Source organism: Pseudomonas sp. DW-iso3, assembly GCF_058725305.1.
Genome location: NZ_JBZXDZ010000010.1, coordinates 93,060 through 108,299 on the forward strand (window position 1 = coordinate 93,060; position 15,240 = coordinate 108,299).

Annotated in this window: 14 protein-coding genes; 10 read left to right on the forward strand and 4 right to left on the reverse strand. The window is 60.1% G+C overall.

What is annotated here, in order from left to right:
- Nucleotides 1-118: 118 nt before the first annotated feature.
- Together AC4PS7_RS26145 and AC4PS7_RS26150 are read right to left on the reverse strand one after the other, a co-directional pair.
- The gene (locus AC4PS7_RS26145) at nt 119-1,651 is read right to left on the reverse strand and encodes an AmpG family muropeptide MFS transporter (RefSeq protein WP_010208001.1); all 1,533 of its coding nucleotides are present in this window, start codon (nt 1,649-1,651) and stop codon (nt 119-121) included.
- Between the two features lie 43 nt (nt 1,652-1,694).
- Nucleotides 1,695-2,009 carry an MGMT family protein gene (locus AC4PS7_RS26150; protein WP_042571218.1) on the reverse strand — a complete coding sequence of 105 codons (315 nt, stop codon included), beginning with the start codon at nt 2,007-2,009 and terminating at the stop codon, nt 1,695-1,697.
- 201 nt (nt 2,010-2,210) lie between these two features.
- Here AC4PS7_RS26150 and AC4PS7_RS26155 point away from each other — a divergent pair, with 201 nt between their 5' ends.
- The 10 genes from AC4PS7_RS26155 to AC4PS7_RS26200 all read left to right on the forward strand — a co-directional run bounded on the left by AC4PS7_RS26155 (nt 2,211) and on the right by AC4PS7_RS26200 (nt 10,972).
- Complete coding sequence (locus tag AC4PS7_RS26155; RefSeq protein WP_010208003.1) at nt 2,211-3,218, forward strand: DUF481 domain-containing protein; 1,008 nt, start codon at nt 2,211-2,213, stop codon at nt 3,216-3,218.
- Nucleotides 3,219-3,324: 106 nt separating this feature from the next.
- Nucleotides 3,325-4,056 carry a HugZ family pyridoxamine 5'-phosphate oxidase gene (locus tag AC4PS7_RS26160; RefSeq protein ID WP_042571219.1) on the forward strand — a complete coding sequence of 244 codons (732 nt, stop codon included), beginning with the start codon at nt 3,325-3,327 and terminating at the stop codon, nt 4,054-4,056.
- A 66-nt stretch (nt 4,057-4,122) separates the two neighbouring features.
- Entirely contained in the window at nt 4,123-4,599 is a 477-nt protein-coding gene (locus AC4PS7_RS26165; protein ID WP_016975517.1) for an FxsA family protein, read from the forward strand.
- Between the two features lie 246 nt (nt 4,600-4,845).
- Nucleotides 4,846-5,142: a co-chaperone GroES gene (locus AC4PS7_RS26170; RefSeq protein ID WP_003175874.1), complete on the forward strand. Its 297-nt coding sequence runs from the start codon at nt 4,846-4,848 to the stop codon at nt 5,140-5,142.
- Between the two features lie 50 nt (nt 5,143-5,192).
- Nucleotides 5,193-6,839 carry a chaperonin GroEL gene (groL, locus tag AC4PS7_RS26175; protein WP_010208010.1) on the forward strand — a complete coding sequence of 549 codons (1,647 nt, stop codon included), beginning with the start codon at nt 5,193-5,195 and terminating at the stop codon, nt 6,837-6,839.
- Nucleotides 6,840-7,200: 361 nt separating this feature from the next.
- Nucleotides 7,201-7,884, forward strand: coding sequence for a two-component system response regulator ColR (gene colR, locus AC4PS7_RS26180; protein WP_003175870.1), 684 nt, complete (start codon nt 7,201-7,203; stop codon nt 7,882-7,884).
- On the forward strand, nt 7,874-9,154 hold the full coding sequence (locus AC4PS7_RS26185; RefSeq protein WP_010208012.1) for a sensor histidine kinase: 1,281 nt from the start codon (nt 7,874-7,876) through the stop codon (nt 9,152-9,154). The genes colR and AC4PS7_RS26185 overlap by 11 nt, the downstream gene beginning before the upstream one ends.
- Before the next feature lie 189 nt (nt 9,155-9,343).
- The gene (locus AC4PS7_RS26190) at nt 9,344-10,024 is read left to right on the forward strand and encodes a class I SAM-dependent methyltransferase (protein ID WP_010208014.1); all 681 of its coding nucleotides are present in this window, start codon (nt 9,344-9,346) and stop codon (nt 10,022-10,024) included.
- Nucleotides 10,025-10,028: 4 nt separating this feature from the next.
- Complete coding sequence (locus AC4PS7_RS26195) at nt 10,029-10,748, forward strand: lipopolysaccharide kinase InaA family protein (protein WP_010208016.1); 720 nt, start codon at nt 10,029-10,031, stop codon at nt 10,746-10,748.
- Complete coding sequence (locus tag AC4PS7_RS26200) at nt 10,745-10,972, forward strand: hypothetical protein (RefSeq protein ID WP_010208018.1); 228 nt, start codon at nt 10,745-10,747, stop codon at nt 10,970-10,972. The genes AC4PS7_RS26195 and AC4PS7_RS26200 overlap by 4 nt, the downstream gene beginning before the upstream one ends.
- Nucleotides 10,973-11,032: 60 nt before the next feature.
- On the opposite strand, the gene AC4PS7_RS26205 is transcribed toward AC4PS7_RS26200, so the two are convergent.
- The gene (locus AC4PS7_RS26205; protein WP_010208020.1) at nt 11,033-14,059 is read right to left on the reverse strand and encodes a multidrug efflux RND transporter permease subunit; all 3,027 of its coding nucleotides are present in this window, start codon (nt 14,057-14,059) and stop codon (nt 11,033-11,035) included.
- 3 nt (nt 14,060-14,062) lie between these two features.
- Nucleotides 14,063-15,193 (reverse strand): efflux RND transporter periplasmic adaptor subunit, encoded by a 1,131-nt coding sequence (locus AC4PS7_RS26210; RefSeq protein ID WP_010208021.1) that lies wholly within the window; start codon nt 15,191-15,193, stop codon nt 14,063-14,065.
- Nucleotides 15,194-15,240: the final 47 nt, after the last annotated feature.

Below are 15,240 nucleotides of genomic sequence, written 5' to 3' on the forward strand. Positions count from 1 at the left end.
TACAGGCATCAGAATGCAGAGGGGTCTGTGGGAGCGGGCTTGCTCGCGAATGCGCAGGATCAGTCCACCTATCCTGCGACTGACACACTGCATTCGCGGGCAAGCCCGCTCCCCCAGGTCAGTCTTCTGTTTTGGGGGCCAACTTCGCCCGCCGATTTTCCTGAAACCAATGCAGCGCAATCAGCACCAGCGTCGGCACACCCAGCATGCAGGTGATCAGGAAGAAATTGTGATAGCCGAACTTCTCCACCATCACCCCCGAATAGCCGCCGATCAGGCGCGGCAGCAACAGCATGATCGAGCTGAGCAGGGCATATTGGGTCGCGGAGAACTTCAGGTTGGTCAGGCTCGACAGGTAGGCCACGAATGCCGAGGTCGCCAGCCCTGAGCTGAAGTTGTCCAGGGAAATGGTGAAAATCAGCATCTGCAGGTCCGGGCCCATGTCGGCGAGCATCACGAACAGCAGGTTGGTACCGGCCGAGGCCACACCGCCGATGAACAGGATCGGCAGGATGCCGAAGCGCACGATCAGTAAGCCGCCCATGCCGGCGCCGAGCAAGGTCATGATCAGGCCGAAGATCTTGCTGACCCCGGCGATCTGGTCCTTGGTGAAGCCCTGGTCGATGTAAAACACGTTGGCCATCACGCCCATCACCGTGTCCGACATGCGATACGTGGCGATCAGCCCAAGCAGCAGTAGCGCCTGCCAGCGGTAGCGCAGGATGAAGTCGTTGACCGGCGTCAGCACCGGCGCCAGGCCACGGCGCCCCATGGCCGAGAGGCACAAGGAGGTGAGGGTGATATAGAGGATGGCGCGCAGGAACGCGCGGTCTTCCATCAACAAGTCCCACAGGCTCACGCCCTGGAACAGCACACTTTCGAAATCGGTGTTGAACAGCTGGGTGAACATGGCCGGTACCGACACCAGCAACACGATCAGCACAAAGACGGACACCAGTTGGTGCGCGAAGCTGTAGCGCCCGGCTTGCAGTTGAGTGCGCAGTGGCACATTGGGTTCGCGCATGAACAGGGTGGTCAGCAGCGCCGGGACCATTAACACGCCGAACAGCACATAGGTGCCGGTCCAGGCCGAGTGTTTATAGTTGAAACCGGTGGAGCCGAAACCCTCGGCAAAAAACAGTGCGCCCGCCGTGGCCAGCAGGGCGGCGATGCGATAACCGGACATGTAGCTGGCGGCCAACGCAGCCTGGCGGCTGTCGTCGGCGATTTCCAGGCGATAGGCGTCGACCGCGATGTCCTGGGTAGCGGACGCAAAGGCGACGATGACAGCGATAGCGATCAGCCAAGACAAATGCTTCTGCGGGTCGCAAAAACCCATGCCGATCAAGCCGAGAATCACCAGCGACTGGGCCAGCACCAGCCAGGAACGGCGGCGCCCGAGCTTGCCGAGCAACGGCAGGCGCCATTGGTCGAGCAGCGGTGACCATACCCACTTAAAGGCATACGCCAAACCGATCAGACTCGCATAGCCGATGGTCTCGCGCGCCACACCGGCTTCACGCAACCACACTGAAAGCGTCGAGAACACCAACATGTAAGGCAGGCCGGCGGCAAAGCCGAGCAACAACAGGACCAACGTCGAGGGGCTGGCATAGGCAGCGAGCGCGGCGCGCCAGGTTTTACGGGGCATGGGCTGGAGTCTGCCTCAGATTTGCGGAAACAAAGCGCGCACTCTAACCGCTGTGCTCTACCGGGCGCCAGCCATGGCGCTGAATATCCACGCGATTGTTGCGGACCGTAACGCCTTCATCGCGTAAACGCGCGCGTTGCTCGTCACCCGAGACACTGCCCACCGGCAGACTTATCCGACCACCGGCACCCAACACGCGGTGCCAGGGCAGCTTGGTGTCTTCGGGAAGCTGGCTCAGGGTGCGGCCGACCCAGCGTGCCGCACGACCGAGACCGGCCAGGTGGGCCAGCTCGCCGTAACTCACCACGCAGCCTGCGGGCACTTGGGCCAGGGTCAGGTACAGCGCGGTACGGCGCATTTCGGCGGGGCTTTGGGGGGATTCGGCAGATTGATTCACTGTGAGGCTGTCCGTTGAAATCGTCGGCATTTTTGTAAGAAACGTCTGTAACCATGACGATGAGCATTGAACTGAACCCAGATACTTGAGTCAGTCCTTGCTAAGAACTTATCTAACACGATAATGCCCTTTTTTCGCCAAGCCCGAGCCTCGAATCTGCTTATGTTGTCCAGAACTCTGCTGTGCCTCGCTGTTTTCAGCGCCTCCACGCCCTTGCTGGCCGATACTGTCTGGTTGAAGAACGGTGACCGCCTGACCGGCAAGATCAAGGTCTTCGACGGTGGCAAGCTGCTGATCCAAACCGACTACGCAGGCGCCATCCCTGTGGACTGGAAACAGGTCAAGACCCTGGAAAGCGACCAGGAGTTGCTGGTCAAACAGGACGCCTACACCGGCGAGAAAGCCAAGTCCCTGAAAGCGGCGGATGACGGCAAGGTGGTGCTGGCCAACGGCGAAGCGCCCAAGACCGTCGAACTGGCCAGCATCCAGCAAATCATCAAGCCCAAGCCGGTGGTCGAGGATCTGGTGTGGAAGGGTAATGTGGACATGGCGCTGGACTACAAGCGCGCCGACAAAGACACCAACGACTACGACATCGACTTCAAGACCACCGCCCGCCACGGCCAATGGCGCCATACCGGAGAGGGCGAGTACAACCGCGAATTCCAGGACGATGTCACCACCACTGACAATTGGGCTTTGGAATACGACCTCGACCGCTTCCTGACCGAGCATTGGTTCTGGCAGGGTCGCCTGACCTACAAGCGCGACAAGGTTGAAGACCTGTCCCGCCAGCGCACCGTCGGCACGGGCCCGGGCTATCAGTTCTGGGACGATGAGCTGGGTGCCTTCTCCCTGGGCTCGCTGGTCAACCGCACCGACTATGAATACGCCGACGGCGGCAAGGACAACTTCTATTCCCTGGCCATGAAGTGGAACTACAACCGCTACCTGGTGGGCAAGACCGTCGAATTCTTCACCAACGGCGAAGTGGGCAAGCCCATCGGCGGTCCGGCGGAATACTCGCTGGATGCAGAAATGGGCCTGCGCTACAAAGTCACCGAGTGGGCGTCGCTCAACCTCAAGGCCGAGCGCGACATCATCAGTGGCGATTCCGACAGCAGCCTGAGCAAAACCCGCTACACCGCAGGCTTCGGCGTGGCCTGGTAACACGGGCGAAAAAAACCTGCTTGGCAACCTTTGCCGATAATGATTACCTTGCGTTGAGATCCATTCCCATATGCCATGGGCGGCTGATTATCCGAGGAGTCATACGTTGAGCGCACAGGTTGCCAAGAACGCCCGAGAGCTGTTGCTCAAGGAATACCGTGGGGCTCTCTCCACACTGTCCAAGGCCATGCCCGGCTTTCCTTTCGGCTCGGTCGTGCCCTATTGCCTGGATGAGCTGGGCCGCCCGCTGATCCTGATCAGCCGCATTGCCCAGCACACCCACAACCTGCAGAAAGATCCCAAGTGCTCGCTGCTGGTGGGTGAGCGCGAAGCGGATGACGTGCAAGCCGTCGGGCGCCTGACCTACCTGGCTGAAGCCGAAAAACTAGAGGAGGGCGCTGCCATTGAGGCGGCGGCCGAGCGTTATTACCGCTACTTCCCCGAGTCAGCCAACTATCACAAGGCCCACGACTTCGATTTCTGGGTGCTCAAGCCCGTACGTCACCGTTACATCGGCGGTTTTGGCGCGATTCACTGGGTCGATCAGTTGACCCTGGCCAACCCGTTTGCGGGCAAAGCCGAAGGCAGCATGATCGAACACATGAACAGCGATCACACCAAGGCCATTGCCCATTACGTCGACCTGGCCGGTTTGCCGACCTCCGAGCCTGCACAGTTGGCCGGTATCGACAGCGAAGGCATGCACTTGCGTATAGGCCAATCCTTATATTGGTTGCCGTTTGCGGAGTCCTGCAATACGCCGACACAAGTACGCGAAGCCCTGGTTTCATTGGCCCACGCCGAGGTCTGGCCGAAAAAAGCCACAGCCGACGCTTGAATTCACGAAATGGCGACGTCATCTAAGGTGGACTGGCAAGGCATTCTTGCGTTGAGGAACCATTTGATGCGCCCTTTTTTATTGCTCTTTCTGCTGTTCCCGGTGTTGGAGCTGTTCGTATTCGTTCAAGTCAGCAGTGCGATCGGGTTTTTTCCGGCCCTGTTGCTGATCATTCTAGGCTCCATGCTCGGCGTTCTGGTGCTGCGCGTCGCTGGCCTGGCCACCGCGCTGCGTGCCCGTGAAAGCCTGAACCGTGGCGAACTGCCCGCCCAGACCATGCTGGAAGGCCTGATGATGGCCCTGGCTGGCGGCTTGTTGATCCTGCCGGGTTTCATCAGCGACGTAGTCGGCCTGGTGATGTTGCTACCGTTCACCCGCAAGTTGCTGGCCGGCAAGATGCGCCAGCGCGCAGAAGAAGCCGCGATTCGCCAGCGTGCGTTCGCCGACGACCTGCAACCCCGTGGCGGCCCGGCCCCGCGCCAGCCGTTGGGGCGTGAAGGTGATGTGATCGAAGGCGAGTTCGAACACCGCGACAGCAAATAACCGTTTCACGGCACGGCACCTTCGGGTGCCGTGTTGCATTTACGGGCCGGCACGCGCAAAAAATTTCATCCCCGGCCCCTTGTAATCAGCTTATGCGCCCTTATGTAACGGTCACCGCAAGGTTTCTGGTGGCGACACCAGACAGACTTCCGCGTCTTGCTTGGCGAGGCGCGACCGGCACTGCCGGAATACAACCCGCCGGTACAGACACCGGCCGATGAAAAACACAATTAGGAGAGATCGACAATGAGCAAGCTTCGTCCTCTGCACGACCGCGTCGTAATCCGTCGCAGCGAAGAAGAAAAGAAAACCGCTGGCGGTATCGTTCTGCCAGGTTCGGCTGCTGAAAAAGCCAACCACGGTGTGATCGTCGCTGCGGGCCCAGGCAAGACCCTGGAAAACGGTGATGTGCGTGCGCTGGCCGTTAAAGTCGGTGACAAGGTTGTATTCGGCCCTTACTCCGGCAGCAACACGGTGAAAGTCGACGGCGAAGACCTGCTGGTTATGGCTGAGAACGAGATTCTCGCTGTTCTGGAAGACTGATTTTCCCGCTCATTTTCCCGTTACTACACAGTATTTAAGGAATATCGATCATGGCTGCTAAAGAAGTTAAATTCGGCGATTCCGCCCGCAAGAAAATGCTCACTGGTGTCAACATCCTGGCTGACGCAGTAAAAGCGACCCTGGGCCCGAAAGGCCGTAACGTGATCATCGAGAAAAGCTTCGGCGCTCCGACCATCACCAAGGACGGCGTTTCCGTAGCTAAAGAAATCGAACTGGAAGACCGTTTCGAAAACATGGGCGCGCAGCTGGTCAAAGACGTTGCCTCCCGTGCCAACGATGACGCAGGCGACGGCACCACCACCGCTACCGTCCTGGCCCAGGCGATCGTCAACGAAGGCTACAAAGCCGTCGCTGCCGGCATGAACCCGATGGATCTGAAGCGCGGCATCGACAAGGCGACCATCGCCATCGTCGCCGAGCTGAAAAACCTGTCCAAGCCATGCGCTGACACCAAGGCTATCGCTCAGGTAGGCACCATCTCCGCCAACTCCGACAGCTCCATCGGCGACATCATCGCTGAAGCCATGGAAAAAGTCGGTAAAGAAGGCGTGATCACCGTTGAAGAAGGCACTGGCCTGGAAAACGAACTGTCGGTTGTAGAAGGCATGCAGTTCGACCGTGGCTACCTGTCCCCGTACTTCGTCAACAAGCCAGAAACCATGGTTGCCGAGCTGGACAACCCGCTGATCCTGCTGGTCGACAAAAAGATCTCCAACATCCGCGAAATGCTGCCAGTGCTGGAAGCCGTTGCCAAAGCCGGCCGCCCACTGCTGATCGTTTCCGAAGACGTTGAAGGCGAAGCCCTGGCCACTCTGGTTGTGAACAACATGCGTGGCATCGTCAAAGTCGCAGCCGTCAAGGCTCCAGGCTTCGGCGACCGTCGCAAGGCCATGCTGCAGGACATCGCCGTCCTGACCGGCGGTACCGTTATCTCCGAAGAGATCGGCCTGAGCCTGGAAAGCGCTACCCTGGAAAACCTGGGCAGTGCCAAGCGCGTGACCATCTCCAAAGAAAACACCATCATCGTTGACGGTGCTGGCGTTGAGCAGGACATCCAGGCTCGCATCACTCAGATCCGTGCCCAGGTTGCCGAAACTTCGTCCGACTACGACCGTGAAAAACTGCAAGAGCGTCTGGCCAAGCTGTCCGGCGGCGTAGCAGTGATCAAGGTTGGCGCTGGTTCCGAAGTAGAAATGAAAGAGAAGAAAGCCCGCGTTGAAGACGCCCTGCACGCTACCCGCGCAGCCGTTGAAGAAGGCGTGGTACCTGGCGGTGGCGTTGCGCTGATCCGTGCGCTGGAAGCCCTGACCAACCTGGCCGGCGATAACGCTGACCAGAACGTCGGTATCGCTGTGCTGCGTCGTGCTGTTGAAGCGCCGCTGCGCCAGATCGCTGCCAACTCCGGCGACGAGCCAAGCGTTGTGGTCAACGAAGTCAAGAACGGCAAAGGTAACTACGGTTACAACGCTGCGACTGGCGTGTATGGCGACATGATCGAAATGGGCATCCTGGACCCTACCAAGGTGACTCGTTCCGCGCTGCAAGCCGCAGCCTCCATCGGTGGCCTGATCCTGACCACCGAAGCGGCTATCGCTGACAAGCCTAAGGCTGAAGGCTCGGCTGGCGGCGGTATGCCAGACATGGGCGGCATGGGTGGCATGGGCGGCATGATGTAAGCCAGCCTTACCCCTGTACTGAAAAAGCCCCGCTTGCAGTGATGCAAGCGGGGCTTTTTTATGTGTGCGTGGAAAGCGCCGGTGGCTGAGCACGTTTGCCTGCCTAGGTGCTTATCGCCTGCGCCTCAACCTTTTTGAGGGACGATAGAGCAGCAGACGATACAGGCCCAGGCAGACCTGTTCGCGGCGATTTTCGCCCCGACACTGTAGTCAGCTTGTGAAGCTATAGTGAAAATCTCGTTCAACACTACAATCAGTTGAAAACCTATATCTGCGTGCCTTTCAGCTCTATCCCTGAGCCACACTTGGCCTTAAGCTGCGCGAGCCAACACGGCCGTTACCGCGTACGGAGACACTGCCCATGCGAATTCTATTGGTTGAAGACAACCGCGATATTCTGGCCAACCTGGCTGATTACCTGGGGCTAAAAGGCTATACCGTGGACTGTGCGCAGGACGGTTTGTCGGGGCTGCACCTGGCCGCGACCGAGCATTACGACCTGATTGTGCTCGACATCATGCTGCCCGGCATCGATGGCTACACCCTGTGCAAACGCCTGCGTGAAGATGCGCGCCGCGACACGCCAGTGATCATGCTCACTGCCCGCGACCAGCTGGATGACCGGTTGCAGGGCTTCAAGTCCGGCGCCGATGACTACCTGCTCAAGCCGTTTGCCCTGTCGGAACTGGCCGCGCGTATCGAGGCCGTATTGCGCCGTGCCCAGGGGGGCGGGCGCCGCGCCTTGCAGGTAGGCGACTTGAGCTACGACCTCGATACCCTGGAAGTGACCCGCGAAGGGCGCCTGCTCAAGCTCAACCCGGTCGGCCTGAAACTGCTGGCGGTGCTGATGCAGAAGAGCCCGCACGTGCTGCGCCGCGAGATCCTTGAAGAAGCCTTGTGGGGCGATGACTGCCCGGACAGTGACAGCCTGCGCAGCCACGTTCACCAATTGCGCCAAGTGATCGACAAGCCGTTCGCCAAACCGTTGTTGCAAACGGTGCACGGCGTGGGTTATCGCCTGGCCGAGGGTCGTGATGGAGTTTAAGCAAAGCCTTGCCCAACGAATCATCATCGCCTTTGCCTTGATGAGTGCGTTGGTGGCGGGGGCCTTCGCCATGGGTATCGTCGCGACGGTGCACCTGGTGGAAGAAAAGCTGATCTCGGCGGGCCTGGGCGGTGACCTGCAACGCTTGTTGTTGATGGACACGGTCGAAGACTGGCGGCACCGGCCCGAGCCGGATCAGCTGTTCTACTTCAGCGGCGGCCCTGGCGACTTCGAGTTGCCTAAGGATTTACGCCACCTTGAACCCGGGTTCCATGAAGTGTTCCGCGAAGCGCTGTCGTACCACGCCATGGTCGAAGTGGTCGACGGCCGGCGCTACGTGTTGCTGCAGGACCAAAGCGATTTCGAAGAGCGCGAGCGCGTGCTGTTTGCCGTGGTGCTGGTGGGCTTCGTACTCAGCCTGGCGCTGGCGGTATTCCTGGGTTGGGTATTGGCGCGCAAAGTGATGGCGCCGGTCGTGCGCCTGGCCCGCCAGGTGCGTCACCGTGACCAACTGCTGGGCCTGGCACCGCCGCTGGCGCCGGACTACGCGGCCGACGAAGTGGGGGAGCTGGCGGTAGCTTTCGATGCCACCCTGGGGCGTCTGCGTCAGGCATTGTCCCGCGAGCAGTTGTTCACGAGTGATGTCAGCCACGAATTGCGCACGCCGTTGATGGTGCTGGCCAGCTCCTGCGAACTGCTGTTGGAAAACCCGGCCATCGATCAGCGTGGGCGTAACCAGGTGCTGCGTATCGCCAGGGCCTGCGAAGAAATGCGCGAACTGGTGCAGACCTTCCTGATGCTGGCCCGTGCCCAGCACGATGAATCGGCCATGTCGCTGCAGGTGAGCCTTGGGCAGGTGGCGGAGGATCTGCTCGGTATCTGGCGCGAGCCCATCGAGCAAAAAGGCCTGGAGCTGATCTACCAACCCGGTCATCCCCTGGATACGCGCTATAACACTACCTTCCTGCACGCCGTCATGGGCAACCTGCTGCGCAACGCCCTGCATTACACCGAGAAAGGGTTTATCCGTCTGACTCTGGAGCCCGCGGGCTTTGTAGTGGAAGACAGCGGGGTCGGCATTCCCGAAGACAAGCGTGAAGCGATGTTCGAGCCGTTTGTACGCGGCAGCGAGAAGCGCGGAGAAGGCCTGGGCCTGGGGTTGTCGCTGGTGCAGCGCATCTGCGAGAACCAGGGCTGGACCGTGAGCCTCAGTACCATGGAGCCCAACGGCTGCCGCTTTCATGTGCAATTGAGTCAGGTCAACGCCTGACTCCACCCCCCTGCCGTTATCCTGCCAGACATCCCGGTAAATCGGCGAAGATGGCCCCATGCTATTGCTTGTATCTGTAAAGTCTTGAAATGTATGGGATTGGACAGGACAAGTTTTTCACAACGGGTTGACCTGTTGATCACAGTTCGGTGCTTAAGGTTGTAGGCATCAGTCACTGGAGATCCGTTGATGTCTAACCCGATCAAGCTCGAATTTTCCGAAAAGTACGACGACGAGCACGCCCAGAATTATTTGCTCAAACATCAGGACAATCTGGCCCGTCGGCTGTCACACAAACGCGACGAGCAGTTGGCCCGTGGCGCGTTGGCGATGGCTGGCGAGCCGGGGCTGGTGTTGGACCTGCCGTGCGGTGCGGGGCGTTTCTGGCCACTGTTGGCGGAAAAACCCAATCGCGTGATCATCGGCGCGGACAATTCGGCCTCCATGTTGAAGGTCGCAACGGTCGCTCAGCCCGCTGACGTCGTGAAACGGGTACGGCCTTTGCAGACATCTGCCTTTGATATTGATCTGCCAGATAACGCTGTCGACAGTATTTTCTGTATGCGCCTGATGCACCACATTGGTGATCCCGCGCATCGGTTGGCGATACTGCGGGAGTTTCAGCGTGTTACGCGTGACAGCGTGATCCTTTCGCTGTGGGTAGACGGCAATTTCAAGGCCTGGAAGCGCAAGCGCGCCGAAGTGAAACGTCGCAAGAAGGGTGAGCAGGACGGTTACCAAAACCGGTTTGTGTTACCGGCTGCTACTGTTGAAGCAGAATTTGAGGAGGCCGGTTTTCGGGTCCAGGAATCCCTGGACTTCATACCGCTGTACGCCATGTGGCGAGTGTATGTATTGCGCAAGAGGTAACAGGATGGCAGTTGAGTGCGTAGCAGGCAGTCATGTAGCGCCCGAAGAACGATTCGATTATTTCTGGCGTCAGCAGGGTGAGTGGGTCGAGGAGCCCAACCGTCGGCGTGGCGGTGAAAGTGGCGTACAACGCGTGATGAGCACCAATGGCCGCCTGCTCTACAGCAAGCGCCAGACCGGGCATATCTACCGCAGTTGGCTGCACCCGTTTGGCCGTCCCACCGTGTTGCGTGAGCGGGATGCGATCAAGGGCCTGCGCCTGTTGGATGTACGCGTGCCGGAAATGGTCTTTTGTGAGGCGCGCCGCGACCCCGAGCACGGCTGGAAGGCCCTGTTGGTGACCGCAGCCCTCGAAGGCTTCGACGAAATTGAAAACTGGTACGCCGCGGGTGGTCGTGAGCAGTACGGCGAGGTGGTGCATGAGCGTGTGCTCAAGGAACTGGCTGGCACGCTTGCGCGTATGCACAAGGGCCGTTGGCAGCATGGCTGCCTGTACATCAAGCATATTTTCGTGCGGGTGACGGGCGCAGGCGATTCGGCCAACGTCGAAGTGGCATTGTTGGATTTCGAAAAATGCCGCCAGCGCTTGACCGCTTATCGGGCCGCTTCCCATGACATGCTGCAACTGCGCCGCCATTCGTCGTGGAACGATACCGACTGGAAGAAACTCAGCTACTTTTACGAGACGGCGTTTGGCAGCGCTATCAAGGGTTTAACCAGATGAAGCTAGAAATAGCACGAGGTTTTTTCCTGGTCGGGGCGTTGGGCGTTGCAGCCTTGGCGCTGGCGGCCTGGGAACAGCCTCGCACACAGGTGCTCAGTGCAACGCAGGGTGGCGCGCAATGCCTGTTGCCGCGCGTCGCCAAGGCGAGCACGGCGGCCAAGCCTGATCATGAGTTGTTGCTGTTCATGTTCGGCATGTCTCAAGGGATGAGGCCACAGAGTTGAAACGATTCAAACCCCCAGAAAAGGGCCTTGCGATGCGAGGCCCTTTTTTTGGGATGTGTGTCAGGCCTTGTCCGGTTTGGCGAGCAAGGTGTACACGCACGGCAGCACAAACAAGGTAAACAGCGTACCGATCGACATCCCCGTGGCAATCACCATGCCGATATCAAACCGGCTCACCGCACCGGCACCCGTCGCCAAGATCAGCGGCACCATGCCGAACACCATTGCCGCGGTGGTCATCAACACCGGTCGCAGGCGAATTGCCGCGGCTTCCTCCACCGCCTGCCTGGGCGTCAGGCCCTTGTCTTTGCGCAATTGGTTGGCGAACTCGACGATCAGGATCCCGTGTTTGCTGATCAGGCCGATCAGCGTCACCAGGCCAACCTGGGTGTAGATGTTCATGCTCGACCAACCAAGGAACAGCGGAATCAGCGCCCCGCAGATCGACAGCGGCACCGTTACCAGGATCACCAAGGGGTCACGGAAACTCTCGAACTGCGCCGCCAGTACCAGGAAGATGATCGCCAGGGCCAGGCCAAAGGTCGCCCACAGCGCCGTGCCTTCCTGGATGAATTGCCGGGACGCGCCGCTGTAGTCGAACGCGTAACCGGGCGGAGTCTCTTCAATAGCGATCTGGCGCACGGTGTCGATGGCCTCGCCCATGCTGACGATGGGGAAGCCTGAGATCAGCGCCGAGTTGAGTTGCTGGAACTGGTTCAACTGCCGGGGGCGGGCGCGGTCCGTCACGGTGATCAGGGTCGAGAGTGGCAGCACTTCACCCTGGGCGTTCTTCACGTAGTAGTTGTTCAGCCACTCGGGGTTGTCGCGGTAGGTGCGCTCGACCTGGGCGATCACCTTGTAACTGCGCCCGTCCAGGGTGAATCGGTTGATTTCCGCCTCGGCCAGCAAGGTCGCCAGGGTACCGCCGAGGTCCTGCATCGATACGCCCATCTGCGCCGCCTTGGCGCGGTCGATGTCCACCACCACTTCGGGTTTGTCGAACGCCAGGTCGATATCGACAAAGGCGAACTTGCCCGACTCCATCGCGCGCTTCTTCACGCGATTGGCCACTTCGAGCAACGACTCATAATCGTTGGCCGTGTTGATCACAAAGCCGAACGGCAGCCCTTCGCCCGTGCCCGGCAGGGACGGCAGGTTGAAGCCGAACACCTGCAGGCCGGGAATCTGCTCAAGGCGTTTTTGCACCTCGGGCAGGATCTGCATCTGGGTGCGGTCGCGCTCGTTCCACGGCTTGAGCAGGAAGCCGCCGATGCCTGATTGCACGCCGTTGAAACCGTTGATCTGGAACGACGAGTAGTACTCCGGAAACGCCTTGAAGATGTTGATGAACTCGTCGGTGTAGGTGTTGAGGTATTCCAGGTTGGTCGGCTGCGGTGCGCTGGCAATCATGAAGATGATGCCTTGGTCTTCGTCGGGGGCCAGTTGCGACTGGGTGAACTTGAGGAACACCGGAATCAGGCACAGCACGATCAAGGCAAACACGATTACCACCGGCCGCGTGTTCAGGGTGCCGTGCAACATGCGTTGGTAGCGGCGCTTGAGGCCATCGAACATTCGGTCGAGGCGGTGGGCCAGACCCGACGGGTTTTCATCATGGCGCAACAGCAGCGCGCACATCATCGGCGACAGGGTCAGGGCGACAATGCCGGAAATGATCACCGCCCCGGCCAGGGTCAGGGCGAACTCCTTGAACAAGGCGCCGGTAAGTCCTTCGAGAAAGCCGATCGGCGCATACACCGCCGCCAAGGTGATGGTCATCGACACCACCGGGAGGGCGATCTCCCGTGCACCTTCCAATGCCGCATCCAGCGGCGTCTTGCCTTCCTCGATGTGCCGGTGGATGTTTTCCACCACCACGATGGCGTCGTCCACCACCAGGCCGATAGCCAGCACCATCGCCAGCAAGGTCAGCAGGTTGATCGAGTAGCCCATCAACTGCATGAAAAACAGCACGCCGATCATCGACAGCGGAATGGTGATCACCGGGATCACCACCGAACGCAGGGCCCCAAGGAACAGGAACACCACCACGATCACGATCAGCACGGCTTCAAACAGCGTCTTGACCACTTCGTTGATGGACGCCTGGATAAACAGCGTGGCGTCGTAGGCAATTTCCGCCTTGAGGTTGGGTGGCAGCTGGGACTCCAGCTCCGGCAGGATCTTGCGCACTTCCTTGATCACATCCAGCGGGTTGGCGCTGGGCGTGGCCTTGATGCCGATGTACACCGACGGCGTGCCGCCAAACGAGCTGATGGCGTTGTAGTTTTCCGCGCCCATTTCCACCCGGGCCACGTCCCGCAGCAGCACGCGGCTGTCGCCGTCGGTTTTCACGCTGATGGCGCCGAACGCTTCGGCGGACTTGAGGTCGGTGTTGGCATTGATGCTGGTCACCACGAACTCGCCCTTCACCTCGCCGGCAGCGGAGAGGAAGTTGTAGCGGCGCACGGCGTCGGTGATGTCGCTGGCACTGAGGCCGAAACCGGCCAATTTCACCGGGTCGAGCCAGATGCGCATGGCGAACACCTGGTTGCCGAGGATCTCCGCTTCGGCCATGCCCGGCAGGGTGGCGAGCTTGGGTTGGATGACCCGCGACAAGTAATCGGTGATCTGTGGGTTGCTCAACTGCCCGCTTGAAAAGCTGATGTACATCAGCGCCGAGGCATCGGCAGCCTCTTTGCTCAGCACCGGGTCTTCGGCGTCTTGCGGCAGCTTGTTCTTGACCTCGTTGGCCTTGGCCAGCAGTTCGGTAAACAGGCGGTCGCTGTTGGAGCCGATGCGTGCGTAGATCGAGATCACCGAAAAGTTCTGGCGGCTCACCGAGGTCATGTAGTCGATGCCTTCGGCGCTGGCCAGGCTTTGCTGCAAGGGCTGGGTGATGTAGCCCTGAATGGTCTCGGCATTCGCGCCGGGGTAGGCGGTGGTCACCGTGATCAGGGCGTTTTCCATGCTCGGGTATTGGCGCAGCGGCAACGTGCTGTAGGCCTGGAAACCCAGCAGCACGATCAGCAGGCTGACCACCATGGCCAGCACCGGACGGCGGATAAAGACGTCTGTGAACTTCATGGCTCAATGCCCTGCCGGCAGGTTTTTGTCCGGGCTGATGGCAATGGGCGTGCCGTTGTCCAGTTTCAGCTGGCCGGCGCTGACCACCTGTTCACCGGCCTTGAGGCCCTTGCTCACCAGCACCAGGCCGCCGCGTCGCTCACCGGTCTCGACGAAGCGTCGCTCGGCGATCAGCAGCGGCTTGCCATCGGCGTCCTTTTCTACCTCGCCGCCCTCGGTTTTTTTCTCGGCCACGGCGTACACCGAATTGCCGTAGAGGGTGTAGGTGATCGCGCCTTCCGGCACCACAATCTGCGGGGCGGGATTGGGCAGTAGCACGTCCAGGCGGGTGAACATACCGGGCAGCAGCTTGCCCTCCGGGTTGGCCAGGGTGGCGCGTACCAGCACGTTGCGCGTGCTGTTCTCGACCTTGGGGTTGATCGCACTGATGCTGCCGGGGAATTGTTCGCCGGGATAAGCCGAGACCTCCACCTGCACCGGCTGCCCGGGGGCGACCTTGGGCACGGCGTGTTCGGGGATATAGAAGTCGACGTAGAGGCTGCTGAGGTCTTGCAAGGTAGCGATCACCGTGCCGCTGGCCAGGTAGTCGCCCACGTCCACCTGGCGAATGCCGATGGTGCCGCCGAACGGCGCGACGATGTGCTTCTTCGCCAGGGAGGCCTTGAGCTGATTGACGGTGGCCTTGTTCTTTTGCAGTTGCGCGGAAAGGCGGTCGAACTCGCCTTTTGAGATGGCTTGGCTGCCCACCAGTTGGCTGCCGCGACCGTAATCCAGCTGCGCCAGGCCTAAGTCGGCCTGGGCAGTTTCCAGCAGCGCGCTTTCCACCGCGCTGTCGAGTTGCACCAAGGGTTGCCCGGTCTTGACCTTCTGTCCGGACTCGAACTGCACGTCCTTGACGGTGCCGGCAATCTCCAGGCTCAGGTTGACTCCTTGCAACGCCTTGAGCGTGCCCACCGAGGATACGCGCAGCTGCCAGGGCTGCTCGGTCGCCGTCGCCACGGCCACACTCACTGCCGGCTTGGGCTTGGAGAAGACTTGGATCTGCTGATAGATGGAAAAGGCTTTATAGCCCGCCAGCAGCAGGACGATTAACAGGACCACACCCAACATGATCAGCATGCGACGACGCAGCATATTCCGATTCCTTGGAGAACCTTGAAGGCAGGTAAGCGTTTTGTAGG

What these genes read in the sequence shown, in the direction of transcription:
- AC4PS7_RS26145 (WP_010208001.1), bottom strand. Translation starts at nt 1,651, where the DNA reads ATGCCCCGTAAAACCTGGCGCGCCGCGCTCGCTGCCTATGCCAGCCCC.
- AC4PS7_RS26150 (WP_042571218.1), bottom strand. Translation starts at nt 2,009, where the DNA reads ATGCGCCGTACCGCGCTGTACCTGACCCTGGCCCAAGTGCCCGCAGGC.
- AC4PS7_RS26155 (WP_010208003.1), top strand. Translation starts at nt 2,211, where the DNA reads ATGTTGTCCAGAACTCTGCTGTGCCTCGCTGTTTTCAGCGCCTCCACG.
- AC4PS7_RS26165 (WP_016975517.1), top strand. Translation starts at nt 4,123, where the DNA reads ATGCGCCCTTTTTTATTGCTCTTTCTGCTGTTCCCGGTGTTGGAGCTG.
- AC4PS7_RS26170 (WP_003175874.1), top strand. Translation starts at nt 4,846, where the DNA reads ATGAGCAAGCTTCGTCCTCTGCACGACCGCGTCGTAATCCGTCGCAGC.
- groL (WP_010208010.1), top strand. Translation starts at nt 5,193, where the DNA reads ATGGCTGCTAAAGAAGTTAAATTCGGCGATTCCGCCCGCAAGAAAATG.
- colR (WP_003175870.1), top strand. Translation starts at nt 7,201, where the DNA reads ATGCGAATTCTATTGGTTGAAGACAACCGCGATATTCTGGCCAACCTG.
- AC4PS7_RS26185 (WP_010208012.1), top strand. Translation starts at nt 7,874, where the DNA reads ATGGAGTTTAAGCAAAGCCTTGCCCAACGAATCATCATCGCCTTTGCC.
- AC4PS7_RS26190 (WP_010208014.1), top strand. Translation starts at nt 9,344, where the DNA reads ATGTCTAACCCGATCAAGCTCGAATTTTCCGAAAAGTACGACGACGAG.
- AC4PS7_RS26195 (WP_010208016.1), top strand. Translation starts at nt 10,029, where the DNA reads ATGGCAGTTGAGTGCGTAGCAGGCAGTCATGTAGCGCCCGAAGAACGA.
- AC4PS7_RS26200 (WP_010208018.1), top strand. Translation starts at nt 10,745, where the DNA reads ATGAAGCTAGAAATAGCACGAGGTTTTTTCCTGGTCGGGGCGTTGGGC.
- AC4PS7_RS26205 (WP_010208020.1), bottom strand. Translation starts at nt 14,059, where the DNA reads ATGAAGTTCACAGACGTCTTTATCCGCCGTCCGGTGCTGGCCATGGTG.
- AC4PS7_RS26210 (WP_010208021.1), bottom strand. Translation starts at nt 15,193, where the DNA reads ATGCTGCGTCGTCGCATGCTGATCATGTTGGGTGTGGTCCTGTTAATC.